Consider the following 25,037-nt stretch of genomic DNA (forward strand, 5'->3'; position numbering starts at 1 on the left):
ATCAGTGGACGACTTTTGCTCCGCCCCATGGCAGGTTTTTACGCCGCCGTTGACACTCTGCATTGGGGAAAAGCCGCAATTTCTACACCTGAGATTAATTTTTGGCGTGCGATAGTTAACCGATATTCAACATGAGGATTTAGCATGAAAAAACTTGCAACCATCGACCTGCCAAGAACAAATACTAACGCCCTTGAAGTGCTAGCATGCTGCCAGGCCGCAGCCGAGAGAGCCGGAGCCGAGCAAGCCAAAATTCAGACCTTTTTGGAGGATGCCGTACAGGGTGACTTTGAGCACTTGTTGCGTGTGGTGAACACCCACTTTGAGATCTCTATCGCAGGGTCTTGATTGGAGAGGACCTGGCATGCCGCCACGAGACCATGAACCAGCAATTGAACGGCGCATTTAGTCGTCTTTTATTTCGGATGCGCAGGTAAATAATACGAGGCCTCAGACAACAGCGATGCCAGATCACTCAGTTTTACCAGTACACCAGGTGTCCTGGCGTCATCTTACCTTCCATTTGGCACCATGTGTCTCAAGTCTGCAAGTCAGCTATGATGCGGTCGCGAACCGATTCAAAGCTGGCGCAAGTAATGGAAATAGCTACGACTCGGATTGTTAGCCAACATAATAAGGAAGCCTTGGGCATGAACTAAGGCAGGTTCTTGGCCAAGCGCCAATTCAGTCAAGCTGACGAAAGCTTTGCGAAGAAAAGCGTGTCACTGGCCAAGGCTGCAACATGTACAGCCAGACAGGGCGGAGATTTCAAAAATCGCAGACTTGGCTGGCTGTCCGGTGATTGCTTTTTTGCCTCGGTGGCCTTGTGGGATTGCAGGGTCCTTGCTGACGACCAAATCTCGTTTTCGCTGGCAGGTCTTCAATGTGTCAGAAAGCCGAAACTGCGGTTGCTGAAGTCCTTGTTGCCTTTTTTGATAGTTTATCCGAGGCAAGACCTGCCTCGTGATTGCCTGAAGGCTTGCGGCTCAAAGGCTGGGTTCTTTTGGCATTGAAGATCGTTGAAGATTCCTGTTCCGCCTTTTGCGGAGTGACGCATGCGATTGGGCTGTGCAGAATTCTCGACCGACCCTGGGACATTGCGGGTGCGAGCGCCGCAAACCATTCTTTAGATCAACCAAAAGACCAGTCATGTACCAACCAACAAAGCCTGACCACTCAAGTGGGGCTACTCGGCGCGACCGACACCTTTTTGGCATAAGGCATGGTGGTGTTAAGAACTCAGCGCTCGGTAATGAAGGACAGCCCGGACACGAGTTGTCTCAGTCCAAGCGCCGCGCCTGCAAAGATCGCGGCGAATGTCACAGGCGCGCTGTAGGCCAGAAGTGAGAAGGCAGATATGCCTTGTCCGACGCTGCAACCTACTGCAATGATCGCTCCGGGGCCCATGATCGCCGCGCCCAGCATCTGCCGTTTCAATTCGCGCGGATCTTCGCAGGCTTCCCAGCGAAAATGACCCTTTGACCAGGACCCCAAAAACGCGCCGATCAGAACGCCCGAGACTGATCCGACGGCAAAAGACAAAGTGTTTCCGGACGCTGTCATCAAATAGAATATCGTGTCACCCAAGGGTGCCGCGAAGGTATGGGTTTGCACCGGCTCACCGTCAAAACCGTGGGTTGTTACCCAGTTTGTGCCAAGCCAGCCCGAGACGATCGCCAGTCCAACCACAGATCCCCAGAACACCTGCGCTGGCGTGCGGCGGAACTGCTGGTTCGCCAAAGCGAAGACCACCAAAACGACACCGACGGCAGAACCGACGAACCACGCCGGAACAGAGGTCAACCGTTCAGCTAGAAAGCTGACGCTTTGGGGCGCGCTGATATCCATTTCCACTGGAAACAGCCAAACCCGCAGATATGCCAGGGGGCCGGACATTACGACATACGCCGAAAGGCCCATGATCAGGACGATGACGAAGGATCGAAGGTCGCCACCTCCCAGCCTTGCCAGCGCCCCATAGCCGCAGTTCCCGCTGATGGCCATTCCATAACCGAACATGAGGCCGCCCACGATCGAACCGATCGGGTTCCAGGTCTGGGCAAGGTAGCGTGTTCCTACAGGGTCAAGCCACCCGAACGCCATGGCGGCATGGCTTCCAACAATCGCGACGCCAATCGCAACCGCCCACATGCGAAGTCGCCGATCATCGCCTGCGTAAAGGAAGTCTTCGATTGCACCCAACGTGCAAAAGCGACCGATGCGCGCAGCCAGCCCCAAAGCGATGCCCCCAATCAAACCGATCAGAGCAACGGCATTTGCGTCTCCCAATGCTTCGAACATTGCCAGTCTCCTCCCAAAGCTGGCGGCGTCTTGACCGGCTTCTACGTCTCCCGGCAGAAAAGATCGTAAACGACTTCCAGTATTTGCGTCGAACGATCATCAGCCAATCTGTAATAAATTGTCTTACCCTCGCGCCGTGTTTTGACCAAGCCTTCAAAGCGCAGTCGGGATAATTGTTGGGATACGGCGGCCTGTCTCGCCGACAGCATCTCTTCCATCTGGGTGACGGACTTTTCACCCGATGACAGATAGCACAAGATCATCAGACGCCCCTCGTGGCTGATGGCCTTCAGGAAGTTTGATGCCGTCTGGGCATTCTCCATCATTCGGTCCAGATCTTCCGCACACATGTCCTTTGTGAACACCGGCAGTTTCGATGGTTTGTCCAAAAGGATCGCCTCGCTTTCTCAGCTTCACGCATTCAAAACAGTTTATGTAATTTGCCGCCGATTAGCCAGAGGTCTCAACCTGTACCCCTGCGTCACGCAGCATCACGCCCAACAACCCCCAGAAAAAGTCTTCGCCGGGGTAGCCTTCGATCCGGCCGACTTCGTGGCCGTTGTCCAGCAAAACAAAGGTCGGAGTGTAGTAGAGAGGTCGTTTTAGGCTGATTCCATCCGGCAGGGTTTCATGGATGTCGACACGCCGAAGCGGGGCGGCAACTCCTTCTTGTGTTTTCGGGTAGATCCCCGAGATTTCGGAATCCCATCGGGCACACCACATGCACCCATCTTCTTCGGCCATCAGAAGCGCCATTTCCGCCCGTAAAGCCAGGGGCGAAATAAGCAACGTGACCGCAAGCACAAGCAGGAAAAGGTGGCGCATCTCAAGCTCCGATTGACCGCAGCGTCATATCTTTATTACTTTGAATGTATGAATGATAGCGTGCCAGGACGGGTTTGACCATGCTCGACATCACATTTGCAGGGGCTTTGGTCGCAGGGCTGTTGTCATTTCTGTCCCCGTGCATCCTGCCGATTGTGCCGTTTTACCTCAGCTACCTGGCGGGTGTCGGGATGGAGCAGATTTCTGCCAGATCAGTCATTTCCGGCAACGTTCGCCGCAGGGCAACGCTTTCTGCAATCGCTTTTGCAGCAGGGATCATAACGATATTTATGGCGCTTGGGGCCACGGCTTCGATATTCGGTCAAATGATCCGCGAATACTTCGATATCCTTCGTTGGATTGCCGCGGCCATCATCATGGCGATGGGCTTGCATTTCCTGGGGCTGATTCGCATCGGATTCCTGTATCGCCAGTTTCGGGCAGATGTCGGTGAAACATCAAACCCGAGCCTGATTGGTGCGTATGTTCTGGGACTGGCATTTGCTTTTGGCTGGACGCCCTGTGTCGGGCCCGTGCTTGCTGCAATCCTGTTTACGGCGGCCGGAACCGAGACGGCTTGGCGCGGTGCGATGCTTCTATTCGTTTACGGGGTGGGAATGACCGCCCCCTTTGTTCTGGCGGCCTTTTTGGTGCGCCCCTTCATGCAGTGGATGGCGCGGTTCAGAAAGCATTTGCCTCTGATCGAGAAGGCCATGGGCTGTCTGTTGATTCTGTTCGGCGCTCTGATCGCAACCAACTCGATCAATCGCGTGGCTCAATGGATGCTGGACCATATGCCCTGGCTTGCGACCATCGGATAATACGGGAGGACAACATGAAGCGAACATTGTCAGTTTTGATGGCGTGCTTAGTGGGCGTAGCGGTTTCCGCCGCCGAGCTTGGCGACGACGGGTTGCATAAAACACCGTGGATGCGCGACACGTTCAAAGACCTTCGCGAGGATCTTGACGAGGCGTCAGATGAAGGCAAGCGCCTAGTTTTGTTTATCGAGCAACAGGGCTGCATCTATTGCAAGAAAATGCATGAAGAGGTTTTCCCCCAGCCCGACCTGGCGGCGTACATTGAAGATAACTTCTTTGTCGTCCAACTGGATCTGCACGGAAGCACCACGGCCACCGACTTTGACGGGGAAGAGAGTGAGCAAAGAGCGCTGATGCGCAAATGGGGGATTCTGTTTACGCCGACCCTTGTATTTCTGCCGGAAGAGGTTCCCGAGGACGCCACCGCCATTGATGCAGCGGTTGCAGTCATGCCGGGGGCGTTTTCGAAAGGAACAACCTTGGATCTGTTCACCTGGGTCTTCGAAAAGCGGTACGAACTTGAAAATGGTGAAGATTTTCAGCGTTACCACGCACGGCGCATTCAGGAGCGAAACAATGTTTCGCAAGACTGAGGTCGGGGGATATAAATAAAAAAATTCATTGTAATGAATTTAATGTTGCGACAGACCGCCCTCGTCGACTACGGTACACAAATGCTTTGGGTCGCAAAGCGCCGTCGGCGTGTTAGCAAATGGGAGGGATCATGAAGCTGAGACTCTTAACATTGGTCTGCGCAATGACAGGGGGTGCCGCGTTTGCCGCGGATACCGACCCGAAAAACGTAACCTATGGTGAATATGGTGCCGTAGAGGTCTCGTTGACCGGCGCGGCCGGTGACGCGGCAAATGGCGCGCTTATCGTTGGCGACAAGTCAAAAGGCAATTGCGTGGCGTGCCATGCGGTCTCGGCTTTGGCCGATATTCCGTTCCATGGCGAGGTTGGCCCGGCGCTGGATGGTGCCGGTGATCGTTGGTCCGAGGCCGAGCTTCGCGGATTGGTTGCAAACGCGAAAATGACGTTCGAAGGCACGGTGATGCCGGCATTCTACAAGGATGACGGCTATATCCGACCAGGCGACGCCTATACCGGCAAAGCCCCGACCGAGCCTTTGACGCCGATCCTGACAGCGCAGGACATCGAAGACGTGGTCGCGTTTCTTGCGACCCTGAAAGAGCAATAATCGCGCTTCGCTAGTGTGATTGTCGAAGATTCAAAGGAGATTGAAAATGGAACTCTCTCGCCGCGAAACTCTGGCCCTTGGGCTGGGCGCCGCGTTCCTGACAATGATGCCGTTTCGTGCAAATGCGGCCGCTGAGGATGCGATTGCCGCGTTTACCGGTGGGGCGGATGTGGCTGACGGCGGTGTTACACTGACGGCACCTGAAATCGCCGAAAACGGAAACACCGTTCCGATCGAAGTAAGCGCCCCGGGTGCGGAGTCGATTCTGATCGTTGCAGCAGGCAACCCCGAACCGGGCGTCGCAACGTTCAACTTCGGCCCGTTGGCCGCTGAACAGGCTGCTTCAACCCGTATCCGCCTTGCCGGAACGCAGGATGTCATTGCCGTGGCGAAGATGGCAGATGGCAGCTTTGCCAAGGCATCCGCGACCGTAAAAGTGACAATCGGCGGCTGCGGCGGCTGATAGCCACGCGCGCCTCGAAGAACAGGAGACTAACCAATGGCATCCGGTGTGAAACCCCGCGTCAAGGTTCCGAAGAAAGCCGCAGCTGGCGAAACCGTCACGATCAAGACATTGATCAGCCACAAGATGGAAAGCGGACAGCGCAAGGACAAAGAAGGCAACGTCATACCTCGGTCGATCATCAACCGTTTCACCTGTGAGTTTAACGGCGAAATGGTGATCGATGTGACGATGGAGCCGGCAATCTCAACCAACCCGTATTTCCAGTTTGAGGCAACCGTGCCCGAGGCAGGTGAGTTCGTGTTCACCTGGTACGATGACGACGGCTCTGTCTACGACGAGAAGAAATCGATCGAGATCGCCTGACGGCTCGACCACTAAGGCAGATCAGCGCCGGGCATGACGTTTGGCGCTGGTCCACCAAGGGAGGAACGTAATGAATACAAAGGCATTAACGGCGATCGCGGCAGTTCTGGTTTTCCCAGTGGCAGCAATGGCCGGACCTGACGAAGACAATCTTGTGATCAATGACGAGCTGGACATGACCTCGGTCACCGAAGCGCCGGCGCATTTGGAAAACCTGGACACGATCTATTCCGGTTGGCATTTCCGTACGGATGAAACCCAGGCCCTTCAGATTGATGATTTCGACAATCCGGCGATGATCTTCGTCGACCAGGCTGCCGACCTTTTTGAGACGGTCGATGGGGCTGCCGGCAAAAGCTGTGCCTCGTGCCACGACGGGGTGGAAAGCTTCAAGGGATTGCAGGCTTCCATGCCGAAAGTTGATGCCGAAACCGGCAAGCTGGTGGTCATGGAAGATCTGATCAACGCGTGCCGGACCGAGCACATGGAGGCCGATGCCTGGAAATGGTCCGGCGGCGATATGCAGGGCATGGTCGCTTTGATCGGACTACAGTCACGCGGGATGCCCATGAACGTTGCCATCGACGGTGATGCCGCCCCGTATTGGGAACAGGGCAAGGAAATGTACTATACGCGCTATGGCCAGCTGGAGCTGAGCTGTGCCAACTGTCATGAAGACAATTGGGGCAACATGATCCGGGCAGATCACCTGAGCCAGGGAATGATCAACGGGTTCCCGACGTATCGCTTGAAACAGGCCAAGCTGATTTCGCGACACAATCGTTTCCGCGGTTGTATTCGTGATACGCGGGCGGAAACCTTTGCCGAAGGTTCAGACGAATTCCGTGCGCTGGAGCTTTATGTTGCCTCGCGTGGCAACGGGCTTTCAGTCGAAACCCCGGCCGTGCGCCAATAACGAACGACCCGCGCCGGCTATGTCCGACGCGGGTTTTTCAAGAATATAACATTCACACATTAATATGTGTAATAGGAAAGCCGAAAGATGATTTCTCGACGTGACTTCTTACAGGTTTCAATGGCGGCATCGGCTCTGTACGGAGCGTCCGGGTTTGGCAATTGGGCCAGGCTTTCCGCGCAGCAAAGTCTGACGCAGGATCAGCTGCTGGAGTTTCAGACCTTTGGCAATATCAGCCTGATCCATGTAACTGACATCCACGCGCAACTCAAACCGATTTACTTCCGTGAACCCGAGATAAACCTGGGTATCGGCGAGGCGAAAGGGCAGATGCCGCACGTCACGGGGGCCGCATTCCGCAAGGCCTACGGGATCGAGGATGGCAGCCCGTCCGCCTATGCGCTGACATACGACGACTTTGCGGCCCTGGCAAAGACCTACGGTCGGGTCGGTGGTTTGGACCGGGTCTCGACGGTGATAAATGCCATCCGTGCGGACCGGCCCGATGCCCTGCTTTTGGATGGCGGCGATACCTGGCACGGGTCTTACACCTGTTTTCAGACGGCCGGTCAGGACATGGTCAATGTCATGAACGCGCTGAAACCTGATGCAATGACCTTTCATTGGGAGTTCACGCTGGGCAGCGACAGAGTCAACGAAATCGTCGAAGGGCTGCCCTTTGCCGCCTTGGGTCAGAACATTTTTGATGCCGAGTGGGATGAACCAGCGGAATTGTTCAAGCCCTACAAGTTCTTTGACCGGGGCGGTGCAAAGGTTGCCGTGATCGGGCAGGCGTTCCCTTACATGCCAATTGCGAATCCGAGTTGGATGTTCCCTGAATACTCTTTCGGCATTCGGGATGAGAACATGCAGGCAATGGTCGACGAGGTTCGCGATGCCGGTGCCGATGTCGTCGTCGCCCTCAGCCATAACGGCTTTGACGTGGACAAGAAAATGGCCGGCCGGGTGCAGGGGATCGACGTGATCCTCAGTGGCCACACCCACGATGCGCTGCCCGAGCCGGTTCTGGTGGGCAAAACGCATATCATCGCGTCAGGCTCGAACGGCAAATTCGTCAGCCGCGTGGATCTGGATGTGCGGGATGGGCAGTTGATGGGGTTGAAGCACAAGCTGATCCCGATCTTCTCTGATGTTATCGCTCCGGATCCTGCGATCACCGCCCTGATAGATGAGCAGCGCGCGCCCTATGAGGAGACGCTCAGCGAAGTGATCGGCAGAACGGACTCGTTGCTCTATCGTCGCGGCAATTTCAACGGAACCTGGGATGACCTGATCTGTGATGCCCTGCTTAAGGAGCGGGAGGCAGACATTGCCATGTCCCCCGGTGTTCGTTGGGGGCCGTCGATCCTGCCGGGGCAGGAGATCACGCGCGAGGACATCTGGAACGTCACTTCGATGTCATATCCGAATGCCTATCGCACGGAAATGACGGGTGAGTTCATCCATGTGATCCTCGAGGATGTTGGCGACAACCTGTTCAACCCTGATCCCTACTACCAGCAAGGCGGCGACATGGTCCGTGTCGGTGGGCTGGGCTACCGCATCGATGTGACCAAGCCGCAAGGACAGCGGATCAGCGAGATGACCCTGCTCAAGACAGGTGAAGCGATTGATCCGTCGAAAACCTATGTCGTGGCCGGCTGGGCCAGCGTCAACGAAGGCACCGAGGGTCCGCCGATCTGGGATGTCGTCGAAAACCACATTCGCAACCTTGGAACCGTAACGGTGCAAGAGAACACCAGCGTCGATGTCGTCGGCGCCTAAGAAACAGATGGAGACCTAAGAGATATGGATGACGCGTTCAAACCATCCCGCCGGGCCTTCCTGAAAGGCAGTGCCGCGGTCGCCGCGGGGTCAGTTGCAGGTGCGGCAGTGGCAGAAACGCCCGACCCCCTGATAACAGAGCTTCAGGATTGGGCATCGTACACGGGTGCAGGCGTTGACGAGACACCTTATGGCATGCCGATCAGCTATGAATCCCATGTCGTGCGCCGCAATGTGGAATGGCTGACCGCCTCTCCGGTTTCGTCGATCAACTTCACGCCGATCCACGCGCTTGATGGTACCATCACACCCCAGGGCTGCGCCTTTGAACGGCACCACTCGGGCGCAATCGAACTGCGCAAGGAAGACTATCGGCTGATGATCAACGGGCTGGTCGATCGCCCGCTTGTCTTTACGTATGACGACATCGAACGTTTCCCGCGCGAAAACCACGTGTACTTCTGCGAATGCGCGGCGAACACCGGGATGGAGTGGGCGGGTGCGCAGCTCAACGGCGTGCAATTCACCCATGGTATGATCCACAACATGGAATACACCGGTGTTCCGCTGCGCACACTGTTGCAAGAGGCCGGCGCCGATATCTCGCCCGACAAATGGGTCTATGTCGAGGGCGCGGACGCGTCGTCCAATGGCCGCTCCATTCCGATGGAAAAAGCGCTGGATGATGTGTTGGTGGCCTTCAAGGCAAATGGCGAGGCCCTGCGGATGGAACATGGCTATCCTGTGCGCCTGGTCGTGCCAGGCTGGGAAGGCAACATGTGGGTCAAATGGCTGCGCCGGATCGAGGTCGTCGACAGGGCGGTCGAAAGCCGCGAAGAAACATCAAAGTACACCGATGTCTATTCCGATGGCACGGCCCAGAAATGGACTTGGGTGATGGATGCGAAATCCGTCATAACCTCGCCCAGCCCGCAAATGCCGATCAAACATGGGCCCGGGCCGCTGGTGATTTCAGGGCTTGCATGGTCAGGCCACGGACAGATTACCCGTGTCGATGTATCCAAGGACGGCGGCATCACTTGGGAGACGGCACGCCTTGGCAAGCAGGGCGACACCAAGGCTTTGACACGTTTCTATCTCGACACGAATTGGGACGGGGCGCCCATGCTCCTACAGGCCCGAGCAATGGATGAGACCGGCTATGTACAGCCAACCAAAGACCAGCTGCGCGAAAAGCGCGGCGAGAACTCGGTCTATCACAATAACTGTATCCAGTCGTGGTACGTAAGCGCAGAGGGGATCGCCGAGAATGTCGAAGTCTCTTAGTCATGTTTTCCTGCCCGTATTTGGCGGCACGGCGTTGGTGCTTGCGGGGGCGTTGGTGTTCGCCAACCGAAGCTTCGGCCAATCGAAGATCGAAATTTTGGAAACCCGGATTGGTCAGGTTGAGGCCCACGCAGCAGCCGCACAGGAAAAAGCGAAGACAGAAGCCGAACGAGCAGCCCAGCTTGAGCTCAAAGTCCAGGAAATTCAGGCCGCCGCAGCGGAACGGGTTGCGAATGGCGCGAACCTGACCTCACCTGCGCCCAGCCACGAGGGCACCTATGGGCTTGGACGGCCTGCGCTGGAGGAAGAGATCGCGGCGTGGGACGTTGACGTTTTGCCGGACGGGCGGGGCTTGCCTGTCGGATCGGGCGACGTTTGGACCGGGGAAGAAGTGTTTGCCGACCGCTGCGCGTCATGTCACGGAGAGTTCGCGGAAGGTGTGGACAACTGGCCCGTTCTTGCCGGTGGGTTCGATACGCTTGCAAACGAAGATCCCGTGAAGACCGTGGGGTCATACTGGCCGCATTTGTCTACTGCCTGGGATTACATTTCCCGATCCATGCCATTTGGCGAGGCGGGCACTTTGACCGCGGATGAGACCTATGCGATTGTTGCCTACATCCTTTATTCAAATGATTTGGTGGATGACGATTTCGAACTGGGCAACGAAAACTTCGCCGAATTCGAGATGTACAATAAGGACGGTTTTGTCGTCGATACACGACCCGAGACCGAGTACGCCGAATGGCGCAAAGAGCCTTGCATGGAAAACTGCAAGGCAGAGTCCGCTGTCACGATGCGTTCCGTTTTTCTGGTCGAGACGCCGCCCGAAGGTGGGTCGAACTCGGTGATGAATGATGCCACCGTTGAGGGGTTGCCGACATTCACTGCGGACGGCCCGTCGTTCATTCCGGCAGCGGCACCCAAGCCCGAGGAAGAAGCCGCTGCGGAGCCAGCCGTTCAAGAGGCCGAAGAGACCGACGAAGCAACGGAACTGGTTGCCGCCGGAGCGAAAGTCTTCAAGAAGTGCAAAGCCTGCCATCAGGTGGGTGAAGGTGCAAAGCACGGTACCGGGCCGGCGTTGAACGGAATAGTCGGGGCCAATGCAGGATCGGTCGAGGGGTTCAAATACTCCAAGGCGATGAAAGCCGCATCCGAAGCCGGCCTTGTTTGGACGGATGAGGAAATGGCGGCCTTCCTGACGAAACCCAAGGATTACATGAAGGGCACGCGAATGTCTTTTGCAGGGCTCCGGAAGCCAGACGACGTTGAGGCCGTGATTGTCTACCTCAAATCGTTCGGAAGCTGATCGTGCGGTGGTCGGGCATAGTGGCGTGTGCGGCGGTTGTGGCGGCTTTCGCCACATCGACCTACGCAACCGAAGACCTTGGTGATGCCGAGGCCGGGAAAACAGTGTTCGCCAAATGCAAAGGCTGCCATCAGGTTGGCGAAGGCGCGGAAAACAAAATCGGTCCGCATCTGAATGGTGTCTTTGGGCGCAAGGCCGCAGGTCTCGATGATTTCAATTATTCCAAAAGCCTTATGCGCGCGGGAAATTCGGGTTTGGAATGGCACGCTGACACCTTGTCAGCCTATATCGAAAATCCCCGTGCATTCGCCTCGGGCACAAGGATGAGCTTTCGCGGTCTGAAAGACCCGGAAGACCGGGCCAATGTGATTGCCTATTTGCGGGGGTTTTCAGACAACCCTCGGGACATTCCCGAAGCGGACCCAACCGCGAAAGGCACGGACCATTCCGTCGATCCAGCGATCCTGGCGATTCAGGGAGATCCCGAATACGGCGCATATCTCAGCAGCGAATGCACGACGTGCCATCAGATCGAGGGAAGTGACGAGGGTATCCCGTCGATCGTGTATTGGCCCGACGAGGATTTTGTCGTCGCCATGCACGCATACAAGGACAAAAAGCGGCCACACCCGGTTATGCAAATGATCGCCGGAAGGCTGAGCAATGACGAGATTGCGGCGTTGGCCGCATATTTCAATAACCCAGAGTAATTGTGCCTAAGGGGAGGAAACGCGATGACACTCAATAGACGTACATTTCTAGGAGCCGCCGGGGTGGCGGCAGCCGGATTGTCTGCACCGATGGTTCTGGCTCAGGGCAGGCCCCGGGTCGTTGTTGTCGGCGGCGGTGCAGGCGGCGCTACGGCTGCCCGTTATATTGCGAAGGACAGCAAAGGTGAGATCGACGTGACGCTGATCGAGCCGTCGCGGACTTACTACACCTGCTTCTTCTCGAACCTGTATCTTGGAGGGTTCCAGGAACTTTCGGATATCGCGCACAGCTATGGAACGCTTGCTGCCGATTATGGGATAAACGTGGTCCACGATTGGGCCATCGGTGTTGACCGCGATGCCAAGACTGTATCCTTGGCCGGGGGTGGCTCGGTCCCGTATGACAAGCTGATCCTCAGCCCGGGTATCGATTTTGTTGACGGGGCTGTTGAAGGCTGGGACGTCTCGGCGCAAAACAAGATGCCGCATGCGTACAAGGCCGGCTCGCAGACAGAGCTTCTGAAAGCTCAGATCATGGCGATGCCCGAAGGCGGTACCTTTGCGATGGTTGCACCACCAAACCCGTACCGCTGCCCGCCCGGACCCTATGAGCGGGTCTCGATGGTTGCGCATGTTCTGAAAGCAAACAATCCCACCGCGAAAATCATCGTGGCGGATCCGAAGCCGAAGTTTTCGAAGATGGCATTGTTCCAGGAAGGCTGGGCAAACCATTACGAAGGCATGGTCGACTGGATCGGTGAAGACTTTGGTGGTGGAAATGTCTCGGTAAACCTGGACGCGATGACGGTGACCATCGACGGAGAAGAGACCAAAGTCGACGTCTGCAACGTGATCCCGGCGATGAAAGCCGGACGCATTGCCGAAATGGCCGGAGTGACCGAAGGCAACTGGGCGCCGGTGAACGCCGCGGACATGTCCTCCAAGGCGGATCCGGACATCTATGTCCTGGGCGATGCCAGCCAGCAGGGTGACATGCCGAAATCGGGTTTCTCGGCCAACAGTCAGGCGAAAGTGTGCGCGAATGCCGTGCGGGGTGCGTTGACCGGATCCAAGGTGTTCCCGGCCAAGTTCTCCAACACCTGCTGGTCGCTGATCGACACGGATGATGGCGTGAAGGTTGGCGCAACCTACGAGGCGACGCCGGAAAAAATCGCCAAGGTGGACGGCTTCATCAGCCAGACCGGCGAAGATGCCGATCTGAGAAAAGCAACGTATGAAGAGTCGCTGGGTTGGTATGCCGGTATCACCTCGGACATGTTTGGATAGAAGTTCTCGGGGGTTTTGACACGGGTCAAAGCCCCCGAAGCTCAATCTGAGAAACTGCGGCTCAGGAGGAGGATCAAGATCATGAAGCACTTAATCACCACGGCCGCGTTTTTTGCGGTCTCTGCCAGTCAAGGGCTTGCCGAGGATATCATCACGACCCCCTTTGATGGAAGTTTTGATGATGCCACCTTTGCGGTCGAATCCGCAATTGTCGGGCAGGGGCTGGTCATCGACTATGTGAGCCACGTTGGCGAAATGTTGAACCGAACGGGCGCTGATGTCGGCAGCGACAAACAGATATTCGCGGCGGCGGACATCTTTATTTTTTGCTCGGCAAAGATTTCGCGAGAGGTGATGGAAGCTGATCCGATGAATATCGGCTATTGCCCATACGGGATTTTCGTGGCCGAGGACGATGACGGGGTGAAGGTCGGATACCGAAGCTATCCGGACGGCTCAATGCAAAAGGTCCAGACCCTTTTGTCCGGAATCGTGGAAGAGGCTGTCGGGGATTGAAATGAACTACCGGCAGTATTTTCGAGATCAACTTGATCAACTGAAACAGGAAGGAAACTACCGGGTTTTTGCAGACCTCGAACGTCAGTGCGGCGCGTTTCCTAAGGCGCGCAGTTACGCAGGGGGTGGTCCCGAAAAAGTCACTGTCTGGTGCTCGAACGACTATCTTGGAATGGGACAGCATCCCAAGGTTATTGCGGCCATGCACGAGGCGATCGACAAATGCGGTGCAGGTGCCGGTGGGACGCGGAATATCTCGGGGACCACGCACGAACATGTGCTGTTGGAGCAGGAGCTTGCGGACCTTCACGGCAAGGACGCAGCATTGCTGTTCACGTCCGGCTATGTATCCAATTGGGCTGCGTTGGGAACCTTGGCGTCCCGCATCCCCGGCATCACGGTTCTGTCCGACGAATTGAACCATGCCTCGATGATCGAGGGGATTCGTCACAGCCGTTGTCAAAAGCGGATCTGGAAGCACAACGATCTTGAAGACCTTGAAAGGCAACTTGCGGACTTGCCTGCAAATGCGCCCAAGCTGATCGCGTTTGAAAGCGTCTATTCCATGGATGGCGATATTGCACCGATTGCCGAGATCTGTGATCTGGCGGACCGATATGGCGCGATGACCTATCTGGATGAGGTTCACGCGGTCGGGCTGTACGGTCCGCGCGGCGGTGGCATCGCCGAGCGCGAGGGCCTGATGGACCGCCTGACCGTGATCGAAGGGACTTTGGGCAAGGCGTTCGGCGTGGTCGGTGGGTACATCGCGGCGTCGAAAGAGCTTGTCGACTTTGTCCGATCCTTTGCCAGCGGATTTATTTTCACCACTGCTTTGCCTCCGGCCGTGGCGGCAGGAGCTGCGGCTTCGGTGAAGCACCTGAAGCAAAGCAATGCAGAGCGGCAACAGCACAATAAGCGCGTGCGCGAAGTCCGGGACAGGCTGGACGATCTGGGTATTCCCCATACACCGAACCCAAGCCACATCATTCCGGTCATGGTCGGCGATCCGGTCAAGTGTCGCTTCATTTCGGATGTGCTGATGCGTGACTATGGGATCTACATTCAGCCCATCAACTATCCAACTGTCCCCAAAGGAACGGAACGTCTGCGGATTACGCCGTCGCCGGTGCACACCTGTGAAGATGTCGACCGGCTGGTATCCGCATTGGGTGAGTTATGGACGCAATGCCAATTGGCGCGCAGGCCGATGGCCGCGCAATGACGATGACGAATTGATCAAAGGCAAGGACACATACGCAACGAAGTGAGAGTTTCTGCCCATGGAGAGGCTCATCGATCTGCTGGGAGACCCGGGCGCCTTGGCATTTGCCGGAGTGCTCGTCGGTATCTTGTTCGGCGTGACGGCTCAGAAGTCCCATTTTTGTTTGCGCGCGTCGACTGTCGAAGTCGCCGAAGGTAAGCTTGGCCCCCGTTTGGCGGTTTGGCTGATCGCCTTTACCGCGGCACTGACGCTGGTCCAGGCGCTTGTCTCGCTTGAATTGCTGGACCTTTCAGAAGCACGCGCCATCGCGTCAACTGGCAGCCTTAGCGGTGCGGTTATTGGTGGGGCGATGTTTGGCATAGGCATGGTTCTTGCGCGCGGATGCGCATCTCGCCTGCTGGTCTTGGCCTCGTGCGGCAACCTGCGTGCACTTGTGACAGGATTGATTTTGACCTTGGTGGCCCAGGCAGCCTACACAGGAGTACTCAGCCCGGCCCGTGAAGCGATTTCCGGTCTGTGGACCATCTCAGGAGGCGCACAGCGCGATCTTTCAGCAATAATCGGGCTTTCACCACCGGCCTATACAGCCGTTGCCGCAATTGGATTTGTTCTGGCAATTGTGTTTGCTTTTCATAGAAATGTCGCACCTGCAAAGATCGTGACAGCCGCAGGCGTGGGCGGGGCAGTGGCGCTTGGGTGGTTCATGACATATTCCATCGCGCAAGCTTCTTTCGAAGTCGTGCCTGTGTCTTCAGTGACGTTTACCGGCCCGGCCACAGACACGCTGATGGCGTTGGTTGCAGAGCGAAATGTGGTGCTGTCTTTCGGCATCGGCCTTGTTCCCGGCGTGGCCATTGGCGCAGCAGGATCTGCCATCATTTCCGGCGAGTGGAAGATCGAACGTTTTGGCTCGGATACCCCGATGGAACGTTACCTGGTCGGAGCTGTCCTCATGGGGTTCGGAGCGATGCTTGCCGGAGGTTGCGCCGTGGGCGCCGGGCTTTCAGGCGGGTCCGCCCTGTCATTGACAGCCTGGCTTGCCGTTTTCTTCATGTGGGTTGGGGCGATAGGCACGCACAGGTTTTTGATGCGTCTACCGGTACTACAGCATTCCTGACTTACTCGAACTCCATCTGTTCGAAAACGCGCCCGGCATTCTTGGTTGCCAGTTCCTCGTACGTGTCCAGATGGGCATAGGGGGACTGATCGACATAGTAGGCTTCGGTCAGATCGCCGCCTGCATCCATATGCTCTTGAATCCTGGTTCGCAGGTACACCAGGTAATCGCGTGTATAGCGGCGCACCTGATCCATATTCGTGGGATGACCGTGCCCGGGAATGACATATGTGGCATTCAAAGCCTCGAACTCGTTGTCCCAGGTTTCCAGCCATTCCGCGGTATAGGTATCCTGAAAGATCGGCAGCATGCGCTCGTGGAATGCCATGTCACCCGCGATGACAAGGCTTTGGTTCGGCAGCCAGATCGAGATATCGCCGGGGCTGTGGGCCGGTCCGAGGTATTTTGCTTCGATCCGGAAGTCGCCCATCTCAACCACGTATTCATCATCGAATGTCTCGGTTGGGCCTGCCAGAAACGTCCCCTCTGCCTTGTCCTGATTGTATCGTTTCATTCCTTCCAGAATCTGAGGGCCATACTCCTCGAACTCAGCTGCTGCATCCGAATGGGCGACGATTGGAACACCGATTTCTGACCAGTAGGCATTGCCAAGCATCGCGTGCCCCTGACCGTTTTCGTTGAAGACAAGCGTGACCGGCTGATCCGTAACCGCCTGAATTTCCTTGTGAAGTGCCTCGGCAAGGACATAGGCGGCACCGCCGTTGACAACGACCACGCCCTCACCTGTTACGATGAAGCTCAGGTTGTTGTTGTGACCAGAGTTTTCGTAGGTCGGCGGAGCGGTTGCGCCAATGGCGGAATAGACGCCAGGGATGAATTCGACCGGCTTGGAATACAGAACGCTTTGCGGATACTGGTCTGCAATATCCTCGCTTGCCCAAGCTGGTGTGACGAAAGCAACCGCAATCATGAGTGATCGTATCATGACGCCTCTCCAATGAACCTGTAGGCCGAACCGGTCTTTTCGACGCGGCCAATTCCTCCGTTCGGCAGGTGGAAGCCAATCATTCTCATTTTCTCTTCGGAAATCTGATCCAGAAGTGAGTAACGCGCAGCTGCGGCGACCTGGGGGTCCTGATCCGTTCCACTGTGCCAATCGGGGTGTTCAAAGGCCACGTGCGGATTTCCGAGCGCGTCGCCTACGACCATCACGGACTCATTCCCATTTCGAAGCTCAAAAGCCATGTGACCGGGCGTGTGCCCAAAGCTTGCCCGTGCCGCAATGCCCGGAAGTATCTCTTGCCCATCCTCGAAGAACGCGACCTGATCCTCGATTGCTTCCAATCGCCGCTTGGCACCGGCCGCGAACGCGGTGCGATCTTCGCCTATCGTGTCCACCGTTGAGGGGTTCCACCAGTAATCCCATTCTTTGCGTCCAATGAGGTGCGTCGCATTTGGGAAAAGCAGGTCGTCGAAATCATCCAGAACACCCCAGATATGATCCGGGTGCGCGTGGGTGAAAACCACATGCGTGACACTTTCGGGCGACAGGCCGATTGTTTCAAAAGTTTCCATAAGTTTGCCCGATGTGGGCATGAAGTCCGGCCCCGCTCCAGCATCGAACAGCACGGTGTTTTCATCATCTCGATAAAGCGTGACGTTGCACTCTGGCTCGTACTTGGTCGCGTCCGCTTGAGTGCGGGTCAGAAATTGCTCGACCTCCTCTTTGGGCATGGCTCCGAAAACAACATCAGGTGGCAATGACAGGTATCCGTCTGACACGGTCGTAATTCGGGCTGAAGGACCGAGCCGCAGCTCTGCTTGCACGATCCTGGCTTGAGCTCCAAGTGCCGCAAGACACGTGGCATTGAACAGGAAGCTGCGTCGGGACAAAGAAATTCCACTCATACGAAATCATTAAAATGAATATTATTATTTGTAAACGATGGAAGTACCAACAAAGGATCATTCCAAGACGTCGGAAAACCGGTCGGGTCTTCTTTGTGATTGGGCGAAGAACGGTTTTCAGTGGTGGCAAATGAACACGACACCAAGGTCATGCGCAAAGTGAACGCGCAGCGCAATCCGCGCGAAGATGGATTGCCGAGGAAGGGATGATGTCGGAAAGGCGATTGTTACGTGACCTCGAAACAGGGGAGGGACCCAGCCGCAGAACGACGGCGATGGCAGAACCAGCTTTCCACCGAAAAATCCCGGTTCATCTGCGTCAAAGCGCATTGTTCTCATCCCGCTGCGCTTGTAAGGAAATTGCACGGCCCCAGTGGCTGCGCCGTGCGGGCGTGATGGAATGGTAGACATATCAGACTTAAAATCTGAAGGGCGTATGCCCGTGTGGGTTCGAGTCCCACCGCCCGCACCAAAAAACCGTATAAGCGTTTTTGAGAAAACAAATAAAATATGGCAACTTTCGTGCCCCACATTCTGCGCCACACTTGTTGAGGTATGCTTGCCAATCAGGCGGCCTTTTCTTCCATTAGACTTTCCAGTTCAGCAACCTTCGCCAGATTGACGCCTGTGCCCTGGTGAATCATCCATTTGCTGTCTTTCTCTGTGCACAAGAACGATTGATCCGATCGAAATGGCGTGTAGACCATTCACTAATTTTCCAGGGAGGACCCCACAGGCTCTGAAACTCGATCAGTCTGGAGCCTGGTCTTCGCTTGGCCTACAGTGTTGCTGGGCCTCTCCAACCGAAAAAGGAGCTCCTATGTCCCGACTTTCAGAACGCACAGACTTTGCCACCGAAATCTGCAAGCAGGCTGGGGTAGTGGCCAAAAAGTTCTTTGCAGATCGGGTCAATCTTGTCGTTGATCAAAAAGGCGCTCAGGACTGGGTTAGCGAAGCGGACAGGAGCGTTGAGACTTTCATTCGTCAAAAGATCGCGGAAACTTGGCCCAAAGATGGCGTTTACGGTGAAGAACATGGCGCGGTAGCGGGAGAGAGTGGCTTTGACTGGGTTATTGATCCAATTGATGGAACCACGAATTTCGTGAACGGTATTCCAGCATGGACCATTGTTCTGGCTGGTGTCACCAACGGCCAAACGGAGATTGGCGTGATCCATGATCCAAACGTGGATGAAACATTTGTCGCAACGCGCGGAGAAACAGCGACACTTAACGGATCACCGATACGCGTCGCTTCAGGAGTGCCGTTGCGCGACGGAACTGTGGCCGTAGGATACTCGAACCGGATTGAAAGCCGTCATGTTTTACCCGTGATCGAGGATCTGATCGAGCACGGGGCGATGTTTCACAGAAATGCCAGCGGAGCGCTTTCGTTGGCCTACGTCGCTGCCGGACGCCTTTTGGGTTACGTCGAGGAACACATGAATGCTTGGGATTGTCTGGCTGGGCAATTGCTGGTCGCGGAAGCGGGCGGTATTGTCGAGGATCAGAACGCCGATGCGATGATCCGAGACGGCGGGCGCGTGATCGCAGGCACGCCAGATGTGTTCGAGACGTTGCGTGAGATCGCAGAAAACGCTTGGAGCGCTTAACGTCTAAGTAAAAGAGACCCAACCTGAATCAGGTTTGAGTGTCGCTAGATCAGCCTGCCAGAAATGGCCTTGCGAGGGCTGGTCATACTTGCGGTCTATCGAACAATCCGAAAGTGCGCACCAAAGCAATGTGCCTACTGCCCCGTGTGTCGCGATTGCAAGATCCCCGGCATGATGCGTCTGGATTATCTCTGTTACTGCGCGATGAATGCGTTTCTGCGCCTCGACAGCTGTTTCCCAACCGCGATAGCTCGTATACGGCTGAGCAAAGAAAGCATCGGCCGCGGCCTCGAATTCGTCCCGAGGCAAGTAACCGGTTGCGCTGCGGTCGTTCTCACCAAGACTCAAGTTGCAATTCACGGGTAGCGCTCGTGGTGCAGCAAGAATCTCACCTGTTTCGCGGGCCTTCCGCTCGCCACTGGTCCAGATCTGCGTCACGTTGGACAAGACTTCACTGGATGCAAATTCAGTAGCGCGTTTGCGGCCCACAGCATTCAAGCCCCACTCAGTTATCGGGACGGCCGGATCGACAGAAACCTCGGGGTGCGAGATGATAATGAGTTTCGGCATTTAACCCGGCAAAAGAACGGGGCCTTTGTCAGCAAAGCCCATTTTGATTTCGGTGCCGGGATCAAGCGGCGCATCGACGTCATCGTGTACGGCAAAAACCTGACCGAATTCACCGGTCAGCGTGTATTCCATCCGAACGCCGACATAGGTCGCCTTGGTCACCGTGGCTGGAATGCCTTTGTCTGAGCCGATGACCAGACGTGAGGGTCGCACGGCGATGGTCGCAGGTCCTTCGGACAAACCTCGACGTGGTAGCGTGTGGCGATACCCTTCTATTTCTATCGTTGCCGCGTCGCCATTGATTTCGACGATTTGGCACTCCAAAAGGTTTGCCTCGCCTATGAAATCAGCGACAAATCGGTCGTTCGGGGCATCGTAAAGCTGGCGTGGGGTGCCCATTTGGGCGATTGCTGCATTGCGCATGACAACAATCTCATCCGAGACCGCCAGTGCCTCCTCCTGATCGTGGGTCACGTAGACAACTGTCAAACCAAGATCTTGCTGGATTGCCCGAATATCCTCTCGCACCTGACGGCGAAGCTTGGCATCGAGGTTGGACAGCGGCTCGTCGAACAGCAGAACCTGCGGCTCAAGAACCAGCGCGCGGGCGACTGCAACACGCTGTTGTTGACCCCCTGACAGTTCAGAGGGAAGACGGCTGTCGAACCCCTGAAGCCCAACCAGTTCCAGCCCATTCAGAGCGCGGCTGCGGGCTTCATCCTTTGCATAGCCCGAGAATGTGAGGCCATACATCACGTTTTCCAGCACGCTCATGTGAGGGAAAAGCGCGTATGACTGGAACACCATGGATACGTCACGGTCGGTTGCGGGCAATTTGGTCACGTCTCGATCTCCGATCAGGATCTTGCCCGAGCTTGCCATTTCCAATCCGGCAATCATGCGCAGAGTCGTTGTTTTCCCACAGCCTGACGGGCCAAGCAGTGTGACGAGCTTTCCCGCCTCGACGTTCAGGTTGATGTTGTCGACGGCAACGACATCCTTGCCGAACACTTTCGACACGTTCTCAAAGCGTACCGGGGCGGCCTTGGAACCGATTTTGGTGTCGGTCATGGCGATGTCTCCGTAGCGTGCTGCGTGCGTCGGCCAATCTGGACCCGACCGACGAGAAGTTGCAATAAGCCGACCGCCGCGAGCATCACGAAGATCAGCGTCGTCGAATAGGCGATCGCAAGGCCATAGTCGTTGTTCTCGACTCGACCGATGATGTAGCTGGTCGCCATGTCATATTCTGCGCTGACCAGAAAGATGACGGCCGAGATCGCCGTCATGGCGCGCACAAAGCTGTATACAAGCGCGGCAAGTATCGCAGGGCGCAACAGCGGCAGAATGATATTTCGGAACGTCTGCCACGAGTTTGCACCAAGGGTCAGCGAGGATTCATCAAGGCTGCGGTCAAGCTGCGACATGCTCGCGATCCCCGCACGAACGCCGACCGGCATATTGCGGAAGATGAAGCTGACAACGAGAATGACACCCGTACCCGTGATTTCAATTGGCGGAACGTTGAAGGCCAGGATGTAGCTGACGCCGATCACTGTCCCGGGGATAGCGAAGGACAGCATTGTTCCAAATTCGAAAGCGTTCTTGCCTGCAAAACTTTGTCTTGTCAGCAGATAGGCGGTCACCAGGCCAACGGCGGCAGTCAATGGCGCAGCAATGGCCGCGATGGTTATGGTGGTCCAGAAACTGTCCCAAGCTGCCCCGGTCCAGCGAATACCCTCTTCTTCGAAGCGGACCGAGAATGCAGTGATATAGTGTTTGATCGTCAGCGAGTTATCGACGCCCCACAGCTCGACAACACTGCCGTAAATGATCATCGCGTAGACAACAATTGTGAACAGCGCCCAGCCCAGAGCGATGAGCAGCACCGGAACAGAAAGGCCAGTGGGCATCAGTGGATGAACGCCGGCATCCCCTTTGCCAGTGACGGTTGTATAGCTTTTCTTGCCAAGCCAGACACGCTGCGCGTAGAAGGCGGAAAGAGTAAAGAACAGCAGCACCATGGCCAGAACCGCGGCCCTGCCCTGATCGTACTGAGCGCCGACGATGGCAAAGAATATCTCGGTCGAAAGCACGTCGAAATTCCCGCCCAATACAAGCGGATTTCCGAAATCGGCCATGCTTTCGATGAAGCCCAGAAGAAATGCGTTCGCAAGACCAGGCCGCATCAGGGGCAAGGAAACCGTCTTGAATGTCTGCCATCTGCTGGCGCGGAGCGTTTGCGCCGCTTCTTCCATCGACGGAGAGACACCTTCAACCACACCGATCAGAACAAGAAACGCAATTGGCGTAAACGCGAGTGTCTGCGCGATCAGGATGCCCGGCATTCCGTAAAGCCAGCGTGTCGGTTGCGTGCCGAACAGTTCGGCAAAGAACCGGGTGACAGAGCCGGACAGGCCAAAAAGCAGGATCAGCGCCAGTCCGATCACGAATGGCGGGGTGATTATTGGCAGAACGGTCAGAGCCCGCAGCGCGCGCTTGTAGCGAAAGCCCGAGCGCGTCACGACAAGTGCAAAGCAAAGACCCAGGACCGTGGTGATGACACCAACGAGGATGGCGAGGAACAGTGAATTCCAGGCTGCGCCACAACGCGCGCCCTGAAAACACCCCAGACCCCACAGTCGATCATCGAAAAACTTCGAGAAGAAGACCGCGATGGAATACGCGCCGTCTTCGGTGATGAAGGCAGCGAAAAGCATCTTCGCGATGGGAAAAAAGACAAACGCGGTGACAATTGTAATAACGCCCCCGATGGCGCTTACGACAAAGACGTCACCGTTAATGGCACCCCTTGCCGCGATCCCCTGAGTAAGCAGGAACAGAAAGCTCGAGGCGCATATCATCGCGCCATAGCCCATGCCGAACTGACGGTCGCCAAGTTCGCCAAACATCGCCTCCAGCCAATTGAAGTTGAAACCTCTGATACCAATGCTGAACCCCTGAGCGATCAGCCAGCCAAAGCCAAGCGCCCCTGACAGGATCAGTATGCGGGCGTAAACTGGATCAGATTTGGTGCGCTTCAACACCAGAAGCGGCAGGGCCAGTGCGATCAAAAGCGGAGCGAGCCAAAGTTTTTCACCTTGCCCAATCAGAAACGCAGCGGGGGCGTAACCCTCATCGAATGGATAGCCGTCCAAAAGCCACTCGAACGACCAAAGGCCACCGTCGACCATGTACCAAGGTAACAGGCAGAATCCGACCCACCCGGCCGTGATCCAGAAGATCAGGACCGGATGGGTCGTTTTTGAAGTCTGGTCAGTCATTTACTGCGGCAGAGTCGAAACCTCTTCGTCCCATTTCTGCAACAGACGCTTCCGTTCGTCCGAGGACCCATACTTTTTGAAGTCATAATCAATCAGCTTGATCTGACTCATGTCTGGCGCGCTCTCCGAAGTTTTTGCGTTCTTGTTCGACGGTACCTGAAACGCGTTGACCTGAAGAGCAAGATTCTGAGCTTCTGGAGACAGCGCCCAGTCATAGAACTTTTTCGCCTCTTCTACGTTGCGCGCCCCTTCAATAATCGACATCGAGCCGATTTCGTATCCCGTGCCCTCGCACGGCGCGACGACCTTAATCGGGAATCCTGAAACGGCCTGCTTCACGGCGTCATGCATGAAGACGATACCAATGGTGTTCTCACCTCGACCGGCGGCCTTGATGGGCGCGGACCCGGACTTGGTATATTGGTTGATGTTCGAATGCAGACCCTTCATGAACTCAAAGCCTTCGTCCTCGCCAAAGATCTGAACCATCGACGCCAGCGTGGTATAGGCCGTACCTGATGAGTTCGGATTCGCCATCTGAACGTGGCCCTTGTATTCGGGCTTCAGCAGGTCTTTCCAACAGGCCGGTTCGGGCAGGTTGTTTGCAGCGATAAGATCGGAATTGTAGCCGTAGCCGAGTGCGCCTGAATAGATGCCGATCGTCTTGTTGCCCGCGCTTTCTGCCTGGGATATCGCCCAATCATGAAGCTGGTCGCGCATCGGCGAAATGTATTCCATCGTCAGGCCCTCTTCGGCGGCCTGCAAATGCGGATCACCCGTACCGCCCCACCAAACGTCTCCTTTCGGGTTCGAGCTTTCGGCGCGTATTTGTGCAAAGGTTTCCCCTGACGACTTCCGGGTCATGTTGACGTCGATGCCCGTCGCATCTTCAAAGCTGCGCGCCATCAGTTGGCACCAGTCTTCTTGCGCCGAACAATAAAGTGTCAGCTTGTCGGCCTGTGCCGCCGACAGTGACGCAGCCAGGGCGATCACCGGTCCAACCGTGGTGGATATCAATTTCCTCATTTTCTTCCTCCCTTTGAGCTTGATGCGTCCGGGTTTCCCGGTTCTTTCATGCCCTTCCTCATGCAGCCTGTCGAAGTTTCTTTATGACAATTTTGACTTCTGGATTGTCTGTCAGATTGTTCAGCAAATCTGACAGGTCGCTTTCTTGAACCAACTTTGCGGCCTTTGCCGGTGAAAACCAGTGACGCGTACGTTCACCTTTTTCCTTCCAGCGTCGCTTCAGCTTTTCGACGACCATCGGATAAAGGGTGACGCGGCAGCGAACGCTGCTTTGCCCCTCGTATCGTTTATCATAGAAAAAATGACCGATTGGCCGTTTCGAAATGGTGCCGACAGCGCCTGCTTCTTCTTGCGCTTCGATTTCAGCAGCTTGCCATGGTTTTTTGCCGTCCATTAGCCAGCCCTTCGGGATAACCCACCGGCCGGTGTCCCGCGAAGTGACCATAAGAACGCGCAACTTGCCAGTCTTGTCCCAGCGCATCGGAAGCGCCGCAATCTGATCTGCCGTTTCGCTGTCGCTCATGCCGCCTCTCAATGCCACACGATC

27 protein-coding genes and 1 tRNA gene are annotated in these 25,037 nt (G+C 56.0%); 18 read left to right on the top strand and 10 right to left on the bottom strand.

Annotated elements, in window-relative coordinates; all coding sequences use genetic code 11:
* Positions 1–144 precede the first annotated feature (144 nt).
* Positions 145–348 (top strand): hypothetical protein, encoded by a 204-nt coding sequence (locus GOW09_RS21120; protein ID WP_171120730.1) that lies wholly within the window; start codon positions 145–147, stop codon positions 346–348.
* A 619-nt stretch (positions 349–967) separates the two neighbouring features.
* Positions 968–1,219, top strand: a complete 252-nt coding sequence (locus GOW09_RS22440; RefSeq protein ID WP_217360300.1) for a hypothetical protein — start codon at positions 968–970, stop codon at positions 1,217–1,219.
* 20 nt (positions 1,220–1,239) lie between these two features.
* Here GOW09_RS22440 and GOW09_RS21125 read toward each other — a convergent pair whose 3' ends face one another.
* From GOW09_RS21125 to GOW09_RS21135, 3 genes are all read right to left on the bottom strand, one after another.
* Positions 1,240–2,301, bottom strand: coding sequence for a YeeE/YedE family protein (locus GOW09_RS21125; protein WP_171120733.1), 1,062 nt, complete (start codon positions 2,299–2,301; stop codon positions 1,240–1,242).
* 41 nt (positions 2,302–2,342) lie between these two features.
* On the bottom strand, positions 2,343–2,651 hold the full coding sequence (locus tag GOW09_RS21130; RefSeq protein ID WP_152459831.1) for a metalloregulator ArsR/SmtB family transcription factor: 309 nt from the start codon (positions 2,649–2,651) through the stop codon (positions 2,343–2,345).
* 100 nt (positions 2,652–2,751) lie between these two features.
* Positions 2,752–3,126: a hypothetical protein gene (locus GOW09_RS21135; protein WP_171120735.1), complete on the bottom strand. Its 375-nt coding sequence runs from the start codon at positions 3,124–3,126 to the stop codon at positions 2,752–2,754.
* 80 nt (positions 3,127–3,206) lie between these two features.
* Here GOW09_RS21135 and GOW09_RS21140 point away from each other — a divergent pair, with 80 nt between their 5' ends.
* The 14 genes from GOW09_RS21140 to GOW09_RS21205 all read left to right on the top strand — a co-directional run bounded on the left by GOW09_RS21140 (position 3,207) and on the right by GOW09_RS21205 (position 16,129).
* On the top strand, positions 3,207–3,947 hold the full coding sequence (locus GOW09_RS21140; RefSeq protein WP_171120736.1) for a cytochrome c biogenesis CcdA family protein: 741 nt from the start codon (positions 3,207–3,209) through the stop codon (positions 3,945–3,947).
* Positions 3,948–3,961: 14 nt separating this feature from the next.
* Positions 3,962–4,540, top strand: coding sequence for a thioredoxin family protein (locus tag GOW09_RS21145; RefSeq protein WP_171120738.1), 579 nt, complete (start codon positions 3,962–3,964; stop codon positions 4,538–4,540).
* Positions 4,541–4,671: 131 nt separating this feature from the next.
* Positions 4,672–5,148, top strand: a complete 477-nt coding sequence (gene soxX / locus GOW09_RS21150) for a sulfur oxidation c-type cytochrome SoxX (RefSeq protein ID WP_171120740.1) — start codon at positions 4,672–4,674, stop codon at positions 5,146–5,148.
* Between the two features lie 46 nt (positions 5,149–5,194).
* On the top strand, positions 5,195–5,611 hold the full coding sequence (gene soxY, locus GOW09_RS21155) for a thiosulfate oxidation carrier protein SoxY (RefSeq protein ID WP_171120742.1): 417 nt from the start codon (positions 5,195–5,197) through the stop codon (positions 5,609–5,611).
* Positions 5,612–5,647: 36 nt separating this feature from the next.
* Positions 5,648–5,977, top strand: a complete 330-nt coding sequence (gene soxZ / locus GOW09_RS21160; RefSeq protein WP_152457371.1) for a thiosulfate oxidation carrier complex protein SoxZ — start codon at positions 5,648–5,650, stop codon at positions 5,975–5,977.
* Between the two features lie 70 nt (positions 5,978–6,047).
* Positions 6,048–6,893, top strand: coding sequence for a sulfur oxidation c-type cytochrome SoxA (soxA, locus tag GOW09_RS21165; protein ID WP_171120744.1), 846 nt, complete (start codon positions 6,048–6,050; stop codon positions 6,891–6,893).
* Between the two features lie 87 nt (positions 6,894–6,980).
* The gene (gene soxB / locus GOW09_RS21170; protein WP_171120746.1) at positions 6,981–8,678 is read left to right on the top strand and encodes a thiosulfohydrolase SoxB; all 1,698 of its coding nucleotides are present in this window, start codon (positions 6,981–6,983) and stop codon (positions 8,676–8,678) included.
* A 24-nt stretch (positions 8,679–8,702) separates the two neighbouring features.
* Complete coding sequence (gene soxC, locus GOW09_RS21175; RefSeq protein ID WP_171120748.1) at positions 8,703–9,965, top strand: sulfite dehydrogenase; 1,263 nt, start codon at positions 8,703–8,705, stop codon at positions 9,963–9,965.
* Entirely contained in the window at positions 9,949–11,274 is a 1,326-nt protein-coding gene (locus tag GOW09_RS21180) for a c-type cytochrome (protein WP_171120750.1), read from the top strand. Before soxC ends, GOW09_RS21180 begins: the two co-directional genes overlap by 17 nt.
* Positions 11,275–11,276: 2 nt before the next feature.
* Positions 11,277–11,984 (top strand): c-type cytochrome, encoded by a 708-nt coding sequence (locus GOW09_RS21185; RefSeq protein ID WP_371808065.1) that lies wholly within the window; start codon positions 11,277–11,279, stop codon positions 11,982–11,984.
* Positions 11,985–12,008: 24 nt separating this feature from the next.
* Entirely contained in the window at positions 12,009–13,271 is a 1,263-nt protein-coding gene (locus tag GOW09_RS21190) for an NAD(P)/FAD-dependent oxidoreductase (protein WP_171120752.1), read from the top strand.
* Between the two features lie 81 nt (positions 13,272–13,352).
* A complete protein-coding gene (locus GOW09_RS21195; RefSeq protein WP_171120755.1) occupies positions 13,353–13,787 on the top strand; it encodes a DUF302 domain-containing protein in 435 nt (144 codons plus the stop codon).
* A gap of 1 nt (position 13,788) precedes the next feature.
* Complete coding sequence (hemA, locus tag GOW09_RS21200) at positions 13,789–15,012, top strand: 5-aminolevulinate synthase (RefSeq protein ID WP_171120757.1); 1,224 nt, start codon at positions 13,789–13,791, stop codon at positions 15,010–15,012.
* Positions 15,013–15,070: 58 nt separating this feature from the next.
* Positions 15,071–16,129, top strand: a complete 1,059-nt coding sequence (locus GOW09_RS21205; RefSeq protein WP_171120759.1) for a YeeE/YedE family protein — start codon at positions 15,071–15,073, stop codon at positions 16,127–16,129.
* 1 nt (position 16,130) lies between these two features.
* Here GOW09_RS21205 and GOW09_RS21210 read toward each other — a convergent pair whose 3' ends face one another.
* Positions 16,131–17,075: an MBL fold metallo-hydrolase gene (locus tag GOW09_RS21210; protein ID WP_171120761.1), complete on the bottom strand. Its 945-nt coding sequence runs from the start codon at positions 17,073–17,075 to the stop codon at positions 16,131–16,133.
* Complete coding sequence (locus GOW09_RS21215; protein WP_171120763.1) at positions 17,072–17,998, bottom strand: MBL fold metallo-hydrolase; 927 nt, start codon at positions 17,996–17,998, stop codon at positions 17,072–17,074. The genes GOW09_RS21210 and GOW09_RS21215 overlap by 4 nt, the downstream gene beginning before the upstream one ends.
* 386 nt (positions 17,999–18,384) lie before the next feature.
* Between GOW09_RS21215 and GOW09_RS21220 the strand changes: the two genes are divergently transcribed.
* Together GOW09_RS21220 and GOW09_RS21225 are read left to right on the top strand one after the other, a co-directional pair.
* Positions 18,385–18,470 (top strand) — tRNA-Leu (locus tag GOW09_RS21220).
* 348 nt (positions 18,471–18,818) lie between these two features.
* Complete coding sequence (locus GOW09_RS21225) at positions 18,819–19,610, top strand: inositol monophosphatase family protein (protein WP_171120765.1); 792 nt, start codon at positions 18,819–18,821, stop codon at positions 19,608–19,610.
* Between the two features lie 3 nt (positions 19,611–19,613).
* On the opposite strand, the gene GOW09_RS21230 is transcribed toward GOW09_RS21225, so the two are convergent.
* The 5 genes from GOW09_RS21230 to GOW09_RS21250 are packed head-to-tail and all read right to left on the bottom strand — an operon-like array spanning position 19,614 to position 24,971.
* Entirely contained in the window at positions 19,614–20,180 is a 567-nt protein-coding gene (locus tag GOW09_RS21230; RefSeq protein ID WP_171120767.1) for a histidine phosphatase family protein, read from the bottom strand.
* On the bottom strand, positions 20,181–21,251 hold the full coding sequence (locus GOW09_RS21235; protein WP_171120769.1) for an ABC transporter ATP-binding protein: 1,071 nt from the start codon (positions 21,249–21,251) through the stop codon (positions 20,181–20,183).
* Complete coding sequence (locus GOW09_RS21240; RefSeq protein ID WP_171120771.1) at positions 21,248–23,464, bottom strand: iron ABC transporter permease; 2,217 nt, start codon at positions 23,462–23,464, stop codon at positions 21,248–21,250. Before GOW09_RS21240 ends, GOW09_RS21235 begins: the two co-directional genes overlap by 4 nt.
* Positions 23,465–24,490, bottom strand: a complete 1,026-nt coding sequence (locus GOW09_RS21245; RefSeq protein WP_171120773.1) for an ABC transporter substrate-binding protein — start codon at positions 24,488–24,490, stop codon at positions 23,465–23,467.
* A 58-nt stretch (positions 24,491–24,548) separates the two neighbouring features.
* Complete coding sequence (locus GOW09_RS21250; protein ID WP_253283925.1) at positions 24,549–24,971, bottom strand: NUDIX hydrolase; 423 nt, start codon at positions 24,969–24,971, stop codon at positions 24,549–24,551.
* Positions 24,972–25,037: the final 66 nt, after the last annotated feature.

It is taken from the genome of Ruegeria sp. HKCCA5463, assembly GCF_013034175.1.
GTDB lineage: Bacteria > Pseudomonadota > Alphaproteobacteria > Rhodobacterales > Rhodobacteraceae > Ruegeria.